We start from the raw sequence: 15,066 nt of genomic DNA on the forward strand, positions 1-15,066 counted from the left end.
AGCGGCGTAACCTCGGAGGCGTGACGGTGAGCCGGGAGATCGACGACATCCTGCAGCGTGGCGCGGACGGCGGGCGGATCACGCCCGAGGAGGCGCTGCTGCTCTACACCGAGGCGCCCTTCCACGCGTTGGGCGAGGCGGCGGACGCGGTGCGCCGGCGGCGCTACCCCGACAACGTCGTCACGTACCTGATCGACCGCAACATCAACTACACGAACGTCTGTGTGACGGCGTGCAAGTTCTGCGCGTTCTACCGCGCTCCCAAGCACAAGGAAGGGTGGACCCACCCGACCGAGGAGATCCTGCGCCGGTGCGGCGAGGCGGTCGAGCTGGGCGCGACCCAGGTGATGCTCCAGGGCGGGCATCACCCGGATTACGGCGTGGAGTACTACGAGGAGCTGTTCTCCTCGGTCAAGCAGGCGTACCCGCAGCTGGTCATCCACTCGATCGGCCCCAGCGAGATCCTGCACATGGCGAAGGTCTCCGGTGTGAGCCTGGACGAGGCGATCGCCCGGATCAAGACCGCCGGTCTGGACTCGATCGCCGGCGCCGGCGCCGAGATGCTGCCGGAGCGGCCGCGGAAGGCCATCGCGCCGCTCAAGGAGTCGGGCGAGCGCTGGCTGGAGGTCATGGAGCTGGCCCACCGGCAGGGCATCGAGTCGACCGCCACCATGATGATGGGCACCGGTGAGACGCACGCCGAGCGGATCGAGCACCTGCGCATGATCCGTGACGTGCAGGACCGCACCGGCGGTTTCCGGTCCTTCATTCCGTGGACGTACCAGCCGGAGAACAACCACCTCAAGGGCCGCACCCAGGCGACCACGCTGGAATACCTGCGGCTGGTCGCGGTGGCCCGGCTCTTCTTCGAGACCGTGCCGCACCTCCAGGCGTCCTGGCTGACCACGGGCAAGGACGTCGGGCAGCTCTCGCTGCACATGGGCGTGGACGACCTCGGCTCGATCATGCTGGAGGAGAACGTCATCTCCTCCGCCGGTGCCCGGCACCGCTCCAACCTGCACGAGCTGATCGGCATGATCCGCTCGGCGGACCGGATCCCCGCGCAGCGGGACACCCTCTACAACCGGCTCGCCGTGCACCACACGCCGGCCGACGATCCGACCGACGAGCGGGTGGTCTCACACTTCTCCTCGATCGCGCTGCCCGGTGGCGGGGCGGGCAAATCCCTGCCGCTGGTCGAGGTCAACTGACGCGGGTCGGCGTCCGGCCGTTCGGCTGACCGAGGCTCATGCTCCTGCCGGGTCATGCCGGCGGTACGGGTGGTCCCCGTCGCCGCAGCGTCAGGCTGCCCGGTCAAGGGCTGGTGGAGATGATCGTCGACGGCTAGCGTCGCGCCTCGTATCCGTTGCCACAGTCGGTTGCCGAGAACGGGGCGACCGTGCTGGTGGCGGATGGTCTGATGGCCGTGGGCTGTCCTCCATCGGCCCGCTGAGGGTCGTTCATATAACGCACGGCGGTACGGGCGGGATGGGTGACCATCCCGCCCGTAGCGTCTGCCCAGCTCGGGCCGGACGGATGAAAACACCCCCGCCCGCTGGCGTAAGAGATCGACCTTCGATAGCGTCCGCTCCGTTCCGCAACCATTCTTCTTCCCTACCCCCGGGGGACTGATGACAGCGTTCCACCGCTCGGCCCTGGCGCGCGCCGGCGTTGTGGCTCTGCTCGCGGCCGGTGGCCTGGCCACCGTGGCCGCCCCGGCGCAGGCCGCCGACCAGGCCGACCTGGCGCTGGTGCCGCTGAGCTACGAGCTGGCCAAGGGCGTCGACGCGGCCAAGGCCAAGCCGTTCAAGTTCCGAGTCGACAACAGTCGGAGCTCGGTTGCCGCCAAGGGCGTCAGCTACACCGCGGACACCAGCCTGTTGTTGAAAAACAAGATCGGCTTCGTGGTTCCCGACGGCTGCCAGGTGAAGGGCAAGAAGTTCACCTGCGAACTCGGTGACCTGCCGGCCGGCACCAGCGAGGAGTTCGGCATTCCGCTGTTCTCCACCGGTGGTCGCGGCGCGGCCGGCACATTGGTGGTCACCATCAAGTCGGCCACCGTCGACCCCAAGCGTGGCGACAACAAGGTCGAGCACGAGATCACCGTCGCCAAGCCCGGCTACGACCTGACCAGTTGGGTGCAGGACGTCCAGGCGAACGTCGTGGTGAACGGCGTCCAGGGCGATGATCCCGACCTGCGTCCGGTGCGGCGAGGCGAGACGGTGCCGCTGGACTGGGCGATCTACAACGATGGCAGTCGCAAGGCGACGGGCATCTTCTACGGCCTGACCCTGCCGGTGGGCGTCACCTTCGCGCAGAAGCCGGAGGGCTGCCTTGAGCAGGTATTCCAGGGCAAGCAGCAGCTGTTCTGCGAGGACGCCGGTGCGGTCGTGAAGCCGGGGGAGTACTACACCTCGGACATCCGGGTGACCATCGGCGGCGACGTGACCGAGCCGGTGCTGCACGAGGGTGACCTCTTCGCGTACGGGCTGGACGGTGCCGAAGGGCAGCCTGAGGAGGAGCCGGAGGTGGCCAGCCTGGCTCAGCGGAAGGCGTTCACCGAGGTCGACGTGATGGACAACCACACCACGTTCGAGGCTTTCGTGGACCTGGCCGCCACGCCCACGCCGACCGCGACGCCCACGCCGAGCGGAACGGCCACGCCGGGCACCACCACCTCGCCGGCCGCCGGTGGCGGTGGCTCCGACGGTGGTGGGTTGCCGGTGACCGGTGTGCAGGTCGGCCTGATCGGCGGCATCGGCGCGATCATCCTGCTCGTGGGCGGGGCGCTGCTGGTGCTCTCCCGTCGGCGCAAGGTCGTCCTGGTCGCTCCGGGCGACGAGAAGTCGACCGACTGATGACACCGCGCCGCTGAGCCGAGGCGCTTCGACACGAGGCGCAACGGCGGCGGACCGGGCACGACGCGAGGGCGGGGTGGGCGACCACCCCGCCCTTTCGCGTACCCGTGCGACGGCACCGCACCCAGCTGGCGGCGCTCGTCGGCCGGCTGGCAGAGTGGAGGGGTGAGCCGTACCCCGCAGGGCCAGCGAGCCAGTCTGGACAAGCAGCCGCACGAGGTCGCCGCGATGTTCGACGGCGTGGCGGAGCGCTACGACCTGACCAACACGGTGATCTCGCTGGGTCAGGATCGCTCGTGGCGTCGCTCCACCCGGGCGGCACTGGGGCTGCGGCCGGGTGAGCGGGTGCTGGACGTGGGCGCCGGCACCGGCGTCTCGACGCGGGAGCTGGCGCAGTCCGGGGCGTACGCGGTGGGCGCCGACCTGTCGTTGGGCATGCTGTACGCCGGCAAGCGGGCCCGCCCCGAGGTGCCGCTGCTGGCCGGCGACGCGCTGCGGTTGCCGTTCGCCGATGCCAGCTTCGACGCGGTGACCATCTCCTTCGCGCTGCGCAACGTCAACGACACCGACGCGGCCCTGCGTGAGCTGGCTCGGGTCACCCGGCCGGGCGGGCGACTTGTGGTCTGCGAGTTCAGCACCCCGGTCAACCCGGCCTTCCGGACGGTCTACCTGTCGTACCTGATGCGGTCGTTGCCGGTGGTCGCCCGAGCGGTGTCGAGCAACCCCGAGGCGTACGTCTATCTCGCCGAGTCGGTCCGGGCCTGGCCGGCGCAGGCCGCGCTTGCCGGGCGGATCGCCGCGGCCGGGTGGGGACGAGTGGCGTGGCGCAACCTGACCGGTGGTGTGGTTGCCCTGCATCGGGGCATCCGCGAGTAGTCCGCGATCGACACGGGACGGCACGGACATTATTCAGGTTTCGTGAATATCAGTCTTTAGTCCACTTTGCCCCGTACGCTCGATCGCATGACCGGAGCAGACCCGGCGGACCCGGTGGCCGCCACCGACGACGACGCGGCCGAACTCATCGCGCAGTTGCGCGCGTTGGCCGGAGCCGACCCGGTGGAGGTCCGGCTGGTGGTCGCCGAGGTGTTGGCGGCACTGGACCGGGCGGCGGGTGGCGCGCTCCGTGAGCATCTGCCCGAGACAATCCGAGTCGATGCGGGGCTGGACGCCTCCAGCTCGGCCTGACACCTGACTGCTGTGGACGGTCGGGGACTGTCACATCGGCGAGTTAGGTACCCCTGATCCTGCGCTGGTATGACGCCGGTCATACACTCGTCCCGTCTGGCTTGTGAAGCATTTCACGAGCGTGCGGGAGGAGGCGCGAATGACCCCGGTGGAACACGACGCCGACGTCATTGTCGTGGGCGCCGGTCCCGGTGGATCAGCTACTGCGTACCACCTGGCCCGGCACGGCGTACGGGTGCTGTTGTTGGAGAAGACCGAGTTCCCGCGGGAGAAGGTCTGCGGCGACGGGTTGACCCCGCGCGCCGTCCGTCAGCTCATCCGGATGGGTGTGGACACCTCGCCCGAGGCGGGCTGGCTGCACAACCGCGGCCTGCGCGTCATCGGTGGCGGTGTGCGCCTGGAACTGGACTGGCCGGAGCTGGCGAGCTTCCCCAACTACGGCCTGGTGCGTACGAGACTGGACTTCGACGACCTGCTCGCACGGCAGGCGGTGGCCGCCGGTGCCAAGCTGCGGACCAACGTCAACGTGCTTGGCCCGGTGCTCGACGGCGACGGCCGGGTCACCGGCGTCGAGGCGGAGGTCGGGCCGGGCAAGGAGCCGACCACCTTCCACGCCCCGCTGGTCGTCGCGGCGGACGGGGTCTCCGGCCGCTTCCCGCTCGCGCTCGGGCTGGCCAAGCGGGAGGACCGGCCGATCGGCGTGGCCGTCCGCCGCTACTACCGCTCGCCGGCCAAGCACGACGACAACTACCTGGAGTCCTGGCTGGAGTTGCGCAGCAAGGACAGCGGCGACAACCTGCTGCCCGGGTACGGCTGGATCTTCGGCCTGGGTGACGGTCGGGTCAACGTCGGTCTCGGCGTGCTCAACTCGTCCTCGGCGTTCGGCAAGACCAACTACCGCCGGCTGCTCACCGACTGGCTCGCCAACACCCCCGAGGACTGGGGGATGACCGACGAGACCAACGCCGACGGCCCGATCCTCGGCGCCGCGCTGCCGATGGGCTTCAACCGGGTGCCGCACTACACCCGTGGCGTGCTGCTGGTCGGTGACTCGGGCGGCATGGTCAACCCGTTCAACGGCGAAGGCATCGCGTACGCGATGGAGTCCGGCGAACTGGCCGCGGAGGCCATCGTCCAGGCCCTCGCCCGCCCGGCCGGCCCGGAGCGGGAGCGGGCGCTGATGGCGTACCCGAACGAGCTGAAGGCCCGACTCGGCGGTTACTACCGGTTGGGCGGCATCTTCGTGAAACTGATCGGCCGCCCGGAGATCATGCGGATCGCCACCAAACACGGCATGCCGCACCCGACGCTGATGCGTTTCGTCCTCAAGCTGTTGGCCAACCTGACCGACCCGCGTGGCGGGGATGCGATGGACCGGGTCATCAACGCGATGACGAAGGCAGCTCCAGCCGTATAAGTAGGACGGCATCGGTGCTGGTCACAGCCCCGACGCCGACAAAGATCGACCCCCGCCGACTGCCACTGCGAGGGACGTGAATAGTGTGATTTTCGTCAAGCACCGAGGGCAGGGAAGGACGAGCAGGAGAAAACGATGTCGCTCTCGCCTTACGCACCGATCATCGGGCTGTTCGCCCTCGCCGCGGCGTTCTCGCTGTTTTCCGTCGGCGCCGCCCGCTTCGCGGGTCCCCGTCGCTACAACAAGGCCAAACTCGAGGCTTACGAGTGCGGCATCGAGCCCAGCCCGCAGCCGGTCGGCGGCGGCCGGTTCCCGATCAAGTTCTACCTGACGGCGATGCTCTTCATCGTCTTCGACATCGAGATCATCTTCCTCTACCCCTGGGCGGTCTCGTTCGACGCTCTGCCGATCTTCGGCTTCGTGGAGATGGTCCTGTTCATCGTCGCGGTCTTCGTTGCGTACGCCTACGTGTGGCGGCGCGGCGGCCTGGACTGGGACTGAGGAAGGAACGTCAGATGGGCATCGAGGAGAAGCTTCCCGCCGGCGTCCTGCTCACCTCGGTGGAGAAGCTGGTCAACTGGTCCCGGAAGTCGTCCGTGTGGGGCGCTACCTTCGGCCTGGCCTGCTGCGCCATCGAGATGATGGCAGCCGGTGGTCCGCACTACGACATGGGCCGCTGGGGCATGGAGGTCTTCCGGGCGTCGCCCCGGCAGGCCGACCTGATGATCGTGGCCGGCCGGGTGAGTCAGAAGATGGCCCCGGTTCTGCGCCAGATCTACGACCAGATGGCCGAGCCCCGCTGGGTGCTCTCGATGGGCGTCTGCGCCAGCAGCGGCGGCATGTTCAACAACTACGCGATCGTGCAGGGCGTCGACCACGTGGTGCCGGTCGACATGTACCTGCCGGGCTGCCCGCCCCGGCCGGAGATGCTCATCGACGCGATCCTCAAGCTCCGCGAGAAGATCATGTATGAGCCGCTGGGCCCGAACGGCCGCAAGATGCTGGCCGCCCGCCAGGAACGCGGCGACGTTCCGGTCGTGCCCTACGGCTCCATGCCCTCCTCGTACCGCAGCGACAAGGGCCGGCGTGCCGAGTGGACCCGGGCGGTCCGCGAGGGCCGCGAGGAGCAGTTGCGGATCGAGAACTGGATGAACGCTCAGAACCACCTCCACCCGCAGGCAGGCCCCAAATGACGTCACCCACGGACAAGCCCAACGACGGCGGCGTACCGCTGCCGGTGGTGCCGACCGGCGCCACCAGTGGTGCCCCCGCCGAGTTCCCGCCGGCCAGCCCGGCCGGGCGCGGGATGTTCGGCAACCAGGGCACCGGCGACGTGTCCGGCTACGGCGGCCTGGTCCGCCAGCGCCAGCCCATCGAGGAGGCGTCCCGTCCGTACGGGAGCTACTTCGACGAGGTCCGCGACGCGTTGGAGGAGGCGTACCCGGCCTTCGGCGACGCGATTGAGAAGGTCGTGGTCGACCGGGGTGAGCTGACGCTGCACATCCGCCCGGAACGGATCGCCGAGGTCTGCCAGGTGATGCGCGACGACCTGGCGCTGCGGTTCGAGCTGTGCTCCTCGGTGTCCGGCGTGGACTACCTGGGCGCCGACGAGCGGCGGCTGCACGTGGTCTACCTGCTCACCTCGATGACGTACCGGCGGCAGGTCCGGCTGGAGGCCGCAGTCTCCGTCGAGGCCCCGCACCTGCCCAGCGTGACCGCCATCTACCCGACGGCGGACTGGCAGGAGCGCGAGGCGTACGACATGTTCGGCATCGTCTTCGACGGCCACCCCAACCTGACCAGGATCCTCATGCCGGACGACTGGGAGGGTCACCCGCAGCGCAAGGACTACCCGCTCGGCGGTGTGCCCGTCGAGTACAAGGGCGCGGAGATCCAGCCGCCGAACGAGCGGAGGTCGTACCAGTGACGACGTCGAACTACGCCAGCGAGCGCGAGACCGACGAGGGCCGGGTCTTCACCGTCACCGGTGGGGACTGGGACACCATCGTCTCGGGCACCGACCCGATCAACGACGAGCGGATCGTCGTCAACATGGGTCCGCAGCACCCGTCCACGCACGGGGTGCTGCGGCTGATCCTGGAGCTGGAGGGCGAGACGGTCCGCGAGGCCCGTACCGTCGTCGGCTACCTGCACACGGGCATCGAGAAGAACCTCGAATACCGCAACTGGGTTCAGGGCTCGACGTTCGTGACCCGGATGGACTACCTCGCCCCGATCTTCAACGAGACGGCGTACGCCCTCGCCGTCGAGAAGCTGCTCGGCATCACCGACGACATCACCGAGCGGGCCACCACCATCCGCGTGCTGATGATGGAGCTCAACCGGATCTCGTCGCACCTGGTCTGGCTGGCCACCACCGGCATGGAGCTGGGCGCGATCTCGATCATGCTGTACGGCTTCCGCGAGCGGGAGTACATCCTCGACATCTTCGAGACCATCACCGGTCTGCGGATGAACCACGCGTACGTCCGGCCGGGCGGAGTGGCGCAGGACGTGCCGGACGAGGCGATCGTCAAGATCCGCGAGTTCCTCAAGATGATGCCGAAGAAGCTCAAGGAGTACGAGGACCTGCTCTCCGGCCAGCCGATCTGGACCGAGCGGACGAAGAACGTCGCGGTGCTGGACGTGACCGGCTGCGTGGCCCTCGGCATCACCGGGCCGGTGCTGCGCTCCGCCGGTCTCGCCTGGGACCTGCGCAAGACCATGCCGTACTGCGGTTACGAGAACTACGAGTTCGACGTGCCGACCCACCCCGACGGTGACGTGTGGGGCCGCTACCTGGTCCGGCTCGCCGAGATCCGGGAGTCGATGAAGCTGGTCGAGCAGGCCCTGGACCGGCTCCGCCCGGGTCCGGTGATGGTCGCCGACCGCAAGATCGCGTGGCCGGCGCAGTTGGCCATCGGCGTGGACGGCATGGGCAACTCGCTGGAGCACGTCGCGAAGATCATGGGTCAGTCGATGGAGTCGCTGATCCACCACTTCAAGCTGGTGACCGAGGGCTTCCGGGTTCCGCCGGGCCAGGTGTACGTCGCGATCGAGGCTCCCCGGGGCGAGTTGGGCGTGCACGCGGTCTCCGACGGTGGCACCCGGCCGTACCGGGTGCACTACCGCGAGCCCAGCTTCGTCAACCTCCAGGCCCTCCCGGCGATGGCCGAGGGCGGTCTGATCGCCGACGTGATCGCCGGCGGCGCCTCGTTGGACCCGGTGATGGGTGGTTGTGACCGATGAGTGTTTTCACTGACGAGACCCGGGAGCGGGCGCGCGAGATCATCGCCCGCTACCCGGCGGACCGGTCCCGCTCGGCGTTGCTGCCGCTGCTGCACCTGGTGCAGGCCGAGGAGGGGTACGTCTCCCCGGCCGGGGTCACGTTCTGCGCCGAGGTCCTGGGGCTGAACAAGGCCCAGGTCGGCGCGGTGGCGACCTTCTACACGATGTACAAGCGCAAGCCGACCGGTGACTTCCTGGTCAGCGTCTGCACCAACACCATGTGCAACGTGCTCGGTGGCCAGGAGGTCTACGACACCCTGTCCGAGCACCTGGGCGTCGGGCACGACGAGACGACCGCCGACGGCACGATCACGCTGGAGCACGCCGAGTGCCTGGCGGCGTGCGACTACGGCCCGGTGATGACCGTCAACTACGACTTCTTCGACGGCGTGGACGCGTCCACAGCGGTCGGCGTCGTCGACGAGCTGCGGGCGGGCGGGCGGCCGATGCCGACCCGCGGTGCCCGGCTCTGCACCCTCAAGGAAATGGCGGTGCAGCTCGCCGGTTTCGCCGACGAGCGCGAGGGCGCGGTCGCCGACGGTGGGCCGGGTGAGCCCACCCTGCGCGGGCTGCGGCTGGCGCAGGAGCACGGCGTCTCGGTGCCGGGCTTCGACCCGAACACCCCGATCCGCAGCAAGGCCGAGGCCGACAAGGCCGCCGCTGAGGCGAAGGCGAAGGCGGAGGCCGCCAAGCCGGCGCCCGTCGAGGCCAGCGCGGCACCGGTCAAGGGTGGCGACGGGGCGTCCGCCCCGACGGGGGCGGCCGGGGTCGGCGGGCCGGCGAAGCCGGCAGAGGCCACCGGGCCGGCGGACGCCAGTGGCAGCACCACGCGGGACGTGAAGGCACCGGACGACAAGTCGCCGCAGGTGCGTACCGCCGAGACCCGGCAGCCGGACGCGGGCACGGCGGTGCCGGACGCCCCTGGCACCAAGGTCCCGACGGACGGCACCGGCACCGCGCCCGAGGCTGGCGACGCACGGTCGGCCGAGGCCGCCGGTGTGGCGGCCAACGCGCCGGCCGGTGACGGCAAGCCCGCCGGCGACGAGGCCGGGGCGCAGGAGCGCAACCTCACCGAAGCGAAGGCTGGCACGGACGCCGACGGCGCCGGACCGGCGGACGCGAACGAAACGGGGGCCCAGAAGTGACCACTCCCCGCCCGGAGACCGTGGCCAAGCTGACGCCGGTGCTGACCAAGCGCTGGCTGTCGCCGGACGCCTGGCGTATCGGCACGTACGAGCAACTGGACGGCTACGCCGCACTGCGCAAGGCGCTCAAGGCCCACCCGGACGACCTGATCCAGCTGATCAAGGACTCGGGGCTGCGCGGTCGGGGTGGCGCCGGCTTCCCCACCGGTCTCAAGTGGGGCTTCATCCCGCAGGGCGACGGCAAGCCGCACTACCTGGTGGTCAACGCCGACGAGGGCGAGCCGGGCACCTGCAAGGACCTGCCGCTGATGACCCACGACCCGCACGCGCTGGTCGAGGGCGTGATCATCGCGTCGTACGCGATCCGAGCCAACCGCGCCTACATCTACATCCGGGGCGAGGCGGTGCACGCCGCGCGTCGGCTGCGCAACGCGGTCCAGGAGGCGTACGACAAGGGCTACCTCGGCCGGAACATCCTGCGCAGCGGCTACGACCTGGAGCTGGTGGTGCACTCCGGCGCCGGGGCGTACATCTGCGGCGAGGAGACGGCGCTGCTGGACTCGCTGGAAGGCTTCCGGGGGCAGCCCCGGCTGCGCCCGCCGTTCCCGGCCACCCACGGCCTGTACGCGAGCCCGACGGTGGTGAACAACGTCGGCACCATCGCCAGCGTGCCGCCGATCGTGCTCGGTGGGGCCGACTGGTGGAAGAGCATGGGCACCGAGAAGTCCTCCGGGCCGATGATCTACTCGCTGTCCGGTCGGATCGTCAACCCGGGCCAGTACGAGTGCTCGATGGGTGTCACGCTGCGCGAGCTGCTGGAGCTGGCCGGTGGCATGCAGCCCGGGCACAACCTGCGGTTCTGGACCCCGGGCGGCTCGTCCACCCCGCTGCTCGCCGCCGAGCACCTGGACGTGCCACTGGACTTCGAGGGAGTGGCGGCGGCCGGCTCGATCCTGGGCACCACGGCCACCCAGATCTTCTCCGACCAGGACTGCCCGGTCTACGCGACGTACCGGTGGCTGGAGTTCTACCACCACGAGTCGTGCGGCAAGTGCACCCCGTGCCGCGAGGGCAACTACTGGATGGTTCGGGTCTACCGGCGGATCCTCGCCGGTCAGGGCACCCACGAAGACCTGGACACCCTGCTGGACACCTGCGACAACATCCTCGGCCGCTCGTTCTGTGGCCTGGGTGACGGCGCGACCAGCTCGGTGACCTCGTCACTGAAGTACTTCAAGCAGGACTACCTCGACTACATCGAGGGACGTACCGCACCCAAGCTGTCGGAGAAGACCCTGGTAGGGGCGCACTGATGACCGACGTAGCAAAGCAGACCGAGACCGTCACGCTCACCATCGACGGCGTCGAGGTCACCGCCCCCAAGGGGACGTTGCTGATCCGGGTCGCCGAGCAGATGGGCACCGAGATCCCCCGGTTCTGCGACCACCCGCTGCTGGCCCCGGCCGGCGCGTGCCGGCAGTGCCTGGTCGAGGTGGAGGGCCAGCGCAAGCCGGTGGCCTCCTGCACCCAGGCCGTCGCCGACGGCATGGTCGTGCGTACGCAGATCACCTCCCCGGTGGCCAAGAAGGCGCAGGAGGGGGTGATGGAGCTGCTGCTGCTCAACCACCCGCTGGACTGCCCGATGTGTGACAAGGGCGGTGAGTGCCCGCTCCAGAACCAGGCGATGTCCACCGGCCGCACCGACTCGCGCTTCCACGAGCACAAGCGGGAGTACGAGAAGCCGATGGCGATCAGCAGCCAGGTGCTGCTGGACCGCGAGCGGTGCGTGCTCTGTCAGCGGTGCACCCGGTTCTCCGAGGAGATCGCCGGCGACAAGTTCATCGACCTGATGGGCCGGTCGTCCGCCGAGGAGATCAACATCTACCGGGACGACGCGTACGGCGAAGAGGGCGACGCCGGTGACGTCCCGTTCAACTCCTACTTCTCCGGCAACACCGTGCAGATCTGCCCGGTGGGCGCGCTGACCGGTGCGCAGTACCGCTTCCGGGCCCGCCCGTTCGACCTGGTGTCGAGCCCGAGCGTCTGCGAGCACTGCTCGGCCGGCTGCGGGCAGCGCACCGACTGGCGGCGCGGCAAGGTGCTGCGCCGGCTGGCCGGCGACGAGCCGCAGGTCAACGAGGAGTGGAACTGCGACAAGGGCCGGTGGGGTTTCCAGTACACCCGGGCCGCCGACCGGTTGACCACCCCGCTGGTCCGCGACGAGCACACCGGTGAGCTGCGCGAGGCGTCCTGGAGCGAGGCGCTCACCGTGGCCGCCGAGGGCCTGCACACTGCTCGGGAGAGCGGGCAGGGCACGGCGGTGCTCACCGGCGGCCGGCTGACCGTCGAGGACGCGTACGCGTACGCGAAGTTCGCCCGGGTCGCCCTTACCACCAATGACATCGACTTCCGGGCCCGGCCGGTCTCCCGCGAGGAGGCCGACTTCCTGGCCAGCTCGGTCGCCGGGGTCACCGACGTCACCTACACCGACGTGGAGAACGCGCCGGCGGTGGTGCTGGTCGGCCTGGAGCCGGAGGAGGAGTGCCCGATCCTCTTCCTGCGGCTGCGCAAGGCGTACCTGAAGAAGGCCCTGACGGTGTACGCGTTGGCGCCGTTCGCCACCCGTGGCCTGGAGAAGCTCGGTGCCAAGCTGGCCCGGGTCGTGCCGGGCGAGGAGGCCAGCGTGCTCGCCGAGCACGCCACGGTCGCCGAGGCGCTGAGCGCACCGGGCGCGATCCTGATCGTCGGCGAGCGACTGGCCACTGTGCCGGGCGGGCTCTCCGCAGCGGCGGACGTGGCGCGGCGTACCGGCGCGAAGCTGGTGTGGGTGCCGCGGCGCGCGGGTGACCGCGGCGCTGTCGACGCGGGCTGCCTGCCCAACCTGCTCCCCGGTGGACGGCTGGTGACCGAGCCGGCCGCCCGCGCCGAGCTGGGTGAGGCGTGGGACATCCCGGCCGGGGTGATCCCGAGCCAGGCCGGGCGGGACACCGACGGCATCCTCACCGCGGCGGCCAACGGCCAGCTCGGCGCGCTGGTCGTCGGCGGCGTCGACCCAGCCGACCTGGCCGACCCGCGACTGGCCGAGGCCGCCCTGGACGCGGTGCCGTTCCTGGTCAGCCTGGAGCTGCGCGCCAGCGCGGTGACCCGGCGGGCGAACGTGGTGCTGCCGGTCGCCCCGGTGGTCGAGAAGGCCGGCAGCTTCCTGGACTGGGAGGGTCGGCTGCGCCCGTTCGAGGCCGTGCTGAACACCGCCGCGATGACCGACGGTCGGGTGCTCGACGCGCTGGCCGCGCTGCTCGACGTGCGGCTCGGCACGGCGGATGTGCCGAGCGTGCGTCGTGAGCTGGGCACGCTGCCGGCGACGCGTACGTCCCGGCCGTCCGCACCGTCGGTGGCGCCGGGCCGGGTGCCGCACCCGGCTGCCGGGGAGGCCGTGCTGGCCACCTGGCACCAACTGGTGGACCTCGGCAGCCTGACCGAAGGCGACGAGAACCTCGCGGGCACCGCCCGCCCGCCGGTGGTCCGGCTGGGTAAGGGCACCGCCGAGGCACTCGGTGTGGTCGACGGTGACGCGGTCACGGTCGGCACCGACCGGGGGGCACTGACCCTGCCGGCGGAGCTCACCGAAATGCCGGACGGCGTGGTCTGGTTGCCGACCAACTCACCCGGCTCGACCGTGCGACGCAGCCTCGGGGCGACGTCCGGCACTGTCGTCCGGATCTCCGTTCCCGCACCGAGCACGGCCATCCCGGCCGGGCGCGTGGCGGCCGACGAGACCGGGCTCCCGGGTCCGCTCCTCAACTCCGGGGGTAACCAGTGACTTCGTCAATCCTGGCCCAGGATCCGACGCTTGCCGACTTCGGCCGGGATCCGTGGTGGCTGGTTCTCGGCAAGATCGTCTTCGCGTTCGCCTTCGGTCTGCTGGCCACCCTGCTAGGTGTCTGGTTCGAGCGGCGCGTGGTCGGCTACATGCAGGTGCGGCCCGGCCCCAACCAGGTCGGCCCGTTCGGCCTGCTGCAGACCCTCGCCGACGGCCTGAAGATGGCCTTCAAGGAGGACATCCTGCCGAAGGCGGCCGACAAGGTCGTCTACTTCTTCGCCCCGACCATCTCGGTGATCTGTGCGGTCACCGCGCTGTCGGTGGTGCCCTTCGGCCCAATGGTGAGCATCTTCGGCCACCACACGCCGTTGCAGGTCACCGACGTGCCGGTGGCGGTGCTGCTGCTGCTCGCCTGCTCGTCGATGGGCGTCTACGGCATCGTGCTGGGTGGTTGGGCCTCCGGCTCGACGTACCCGCTGCTCGGTGGTCTGCGGTCGAGCGCCCAGATGATCTCCTACGAGGTCGCCATGGGCCTGAGCATCGTGGCGGTCTTCATGACCGCCGGCACGATGAGCACCAGCGGGATCGTCGCCGCTCAGGGCGACGCCACGCGGCTGACCATCATGGGCACCGAGATCCCGGCGCCGGGCTGGTACGCCATCCTGCTGCTGCCCAGCTTCATCATCTTCTTCATCGCCACGGTGGGTGAGACCAACCGGGCGCCGTTCGACCTGCCCGAGGCCGAGTCCGAGCTGGTCGCCGGCTTCATGACGGAATACAGCTCGCTGAAGTTCGCGCTCTTCATGCTCAGCGAGTACGTCGCGATGGTGACCATGTCCGCGGTCACCACCACGCTGTTCCTGGGCGGTTGGCGGGCACCCTGGCCGATCACCATCTGGGAGGGCGCCAACTCCGGTTGGTGGCCGATGCTCTGGTTCTTCGGCAAGGTGATCGCGCTGGTCTTCGTCTTCGTCTGGCTGCGCGGCACGCTGCCCCGGCTGCGCTACGACCAGTTCATGCGCCTCGGTTGGAAGGTGCTGCTGCCGATCAACCTGGTCTGGATCCTGGTCCTGTCGGGCCTGCGTTCCATCGAGGACTGGGACACCCGCGGCAAGGTCATCGCGGTCGGCATCCCCGCCGGCCTGCTGCTGATCGCCACACTGTTCTGGCCCAGCCGCCGGCCGCAGCCGAAGCCGACAACTCAGGAACAGGTCGACAACCGGCCGTACGGGAGCTTCCCGCTGCCACCGATGGATCTTCAGGTACCACCGAGCCCGCGCATCACGCGCGTGGTCGCCGAGCGGGAGCCGGCCAACATCGTTGCCGGCTCGGACTCCAGGGAGGTGTGAC

The 15,066-nt window shown here is 69.8% G+C and carries 13 protein-coding genes; all 13 read left to right on the forward strand.

The genetic code is table 11. From position 1 onward, the window contains the following. Positions 1-20: 20 nt before the first annotated feature. The 13 genes from mqnC (at position 21) to nuoH (ending at position 15,065) form a co-directional block, all read left to right on the forward strand. Entirely contained in the window at positions 21-1,211 is a 1,191-nt protein-coding gene (mqnC, locus tag GA0070619_RS29985) for a cyclic dehypoxanthinyl futalosine synthase (protein ID WP_088951121.1), read from the forward strand. Positions 1,212-1,631: 420 nt separating this feature from the next. Continuing rightward, positions 1,632-2,858: a cell wall anchor protein gene (locus tag GA0070619_RS29990; RefSeq protein ID WP_088951122.1), complete on the forward strand. Its 1,227-nt coding sequence runs from the start codon at positions 1,632-1,634 to the stop codon at positions 2,856-2,858. 165 nt (positions 2,859-3,023) lie between these two features. Beyond that, complete coding sequence (locus GA0070619_RS29995) at positions 3,024-3,734, forward strand: demethylmenaquinone methyltransferase (protein WP_088951123.1); 711 nt, start codon at positions 3,024-3,026, stop codon at positions 3,732-3,734. Positions 3,735-3,821: 87 nt separating this feature from the next. Then, positions 3,822-4,046 carry a hypothetical protein gene (locus GA0070619_RS30000; protein WP_088951124.1) on the forward strand — a complete coding sequence of 75 codons (225 nt, stop codon included), beginning with the start codon at positions 3,822-3,824 and terminating at the stop codon, positions 4,044-4,046. 139 nt (positions 4,047-4,185) lie between these two features. Continuing rightward, complete coding sequence (locus GA0070619_RS30005; protein ID WP_088951125.1) at positions 4,186-5,463, forward strand: geranylgeranyl reductase family protein; 1,278 nt, start codon at positions 4,186-4,188, stop codon at positions 5,461-5,463. 135 nt (positions 5,464-5,598) lie between these two features. Further along, positions 5,599-5,964, forward strand: a complete 366-nt coding sequence (locus tag GA0070619_RS30010; RefSeq protein ID WP_007454588.1) for an NADH-quinone oxidoreductase subunit A — start codon at positions 5,599-5,601, stop codon at positions 5,962-5,964. Between the two features lie 14 nt (positions 5,965-5,978). Beyond that, positions 5,979-6,656 carry a NuoB/complex I 20 kDa subunit family protein gene (locus tag GA0070619_RS30015; RefSeq protein ID WP_088951126.1) on the forward strand — a complete coding sequence of 226 codons (678 nt, stop codon included), beginning with the start codon at positions 5,979-5,981 and terminating at the stop codon, positions 6,654-6,656. After that, positions 6,653-7,390, forward strand: a complete 738-nt coding sequence (locus GA0070619_RS30020) for an NADH-quinone oxidoreductase subunit C (protein WP_088951127.1) — start codon at positions 6,653-6,655, stop codon at positions 7,388-7,390. Before GA0070619_RS30015 ends, GA0070619_RS30020 begins: the two co-directional genes overlap by 4 nt. After that, positions 7,387-8,712 carry an NADH-quinone oxidoreductase subunit D gene (locus tag GA0070619_RS30025; protein WP_088951128.1) on the forward strand — a complete coding sequence of 442 codons (1,326 nt, stop codon included), beginning with the start codon at positions 7,387-7,389 and terminating at the stop codon, positions 8,710-8,712. Before GA0070619_RS30020 ends, GA0070619_RS30025 begins: the two co-directional genes overlap by 4 nt. Continuing rightward, the gene (nuoE, locus tag GA0070619_RS30030; RefSeq protein WP_088951129.1) at positions 8,709-9,896 is read left to right on the forward strand and encodes an NADH-quinone oxidoreductase subunit NuoE; all 1,188 of its coding nucleotides are present in this window, start codon (positions 8,709-8,711) and stop codon (positions 9,894-9,896) included. The genes GA0070619_RS30025 and nuoE overlap by 4 nt, the downstream gene beginning before the upstream one ends. After that, complete coding sequence (nuoF, locus tag GA0070619_RS30035) at positions 9,893-11,209, forward strand: NADH-quinone oxidoreductase subunit NuoF (protein WP_088951130.1); 1,317 nt, start codon at positions 9,893-9,895, stop codon at positions 11,207-11,209. Before nuoE ends, nuoF begins: the two co-directional genes overlap by 4 nt. Then, complete coding sequence (locus tag GA0070619_RS30040; protein WP_088951131.1) at positions 11,209-13,716, forward strand: NADH-quinone oxidoreductase subunit G; 2,508 nt, start codon at positions 11,209-11,211, stop codon at positions 13,714-13,716. The genes nuoF and GA0070619_RS30040 overlap by 1 nt, the downstream gene beginning before the upstream one ends. Further along, positions 13,713-15,065: an NADH-quinone oxidoreductase subunit NuoH gene (gene nuoH, locus GA0070619_RS30045; protein ID WP_088951132.1), complete on the forward strand. Its 1,353-nt coding sequence runs from the start codon at positions 13,713-13,715 to the stop codon at positions 15,063-15,065. Before GA0070619_RS30040 ends, nuoH begins: the two co-directional genes overlap by 4 nt. Position 15,066 lies beyond the last annotated feature (1 nt).

Origin of the sequence: Micromonospora zamorensis, from assembly GCF_900090275.1 — a bacterium.
GTDB classification, from domain to species: domain Bacteria; phylum Actinomycetota; class Actinomycetes; order Mycobacteriales; family Micromonosporaceae; genus Micromonospora; species Micromonospora zamorensis.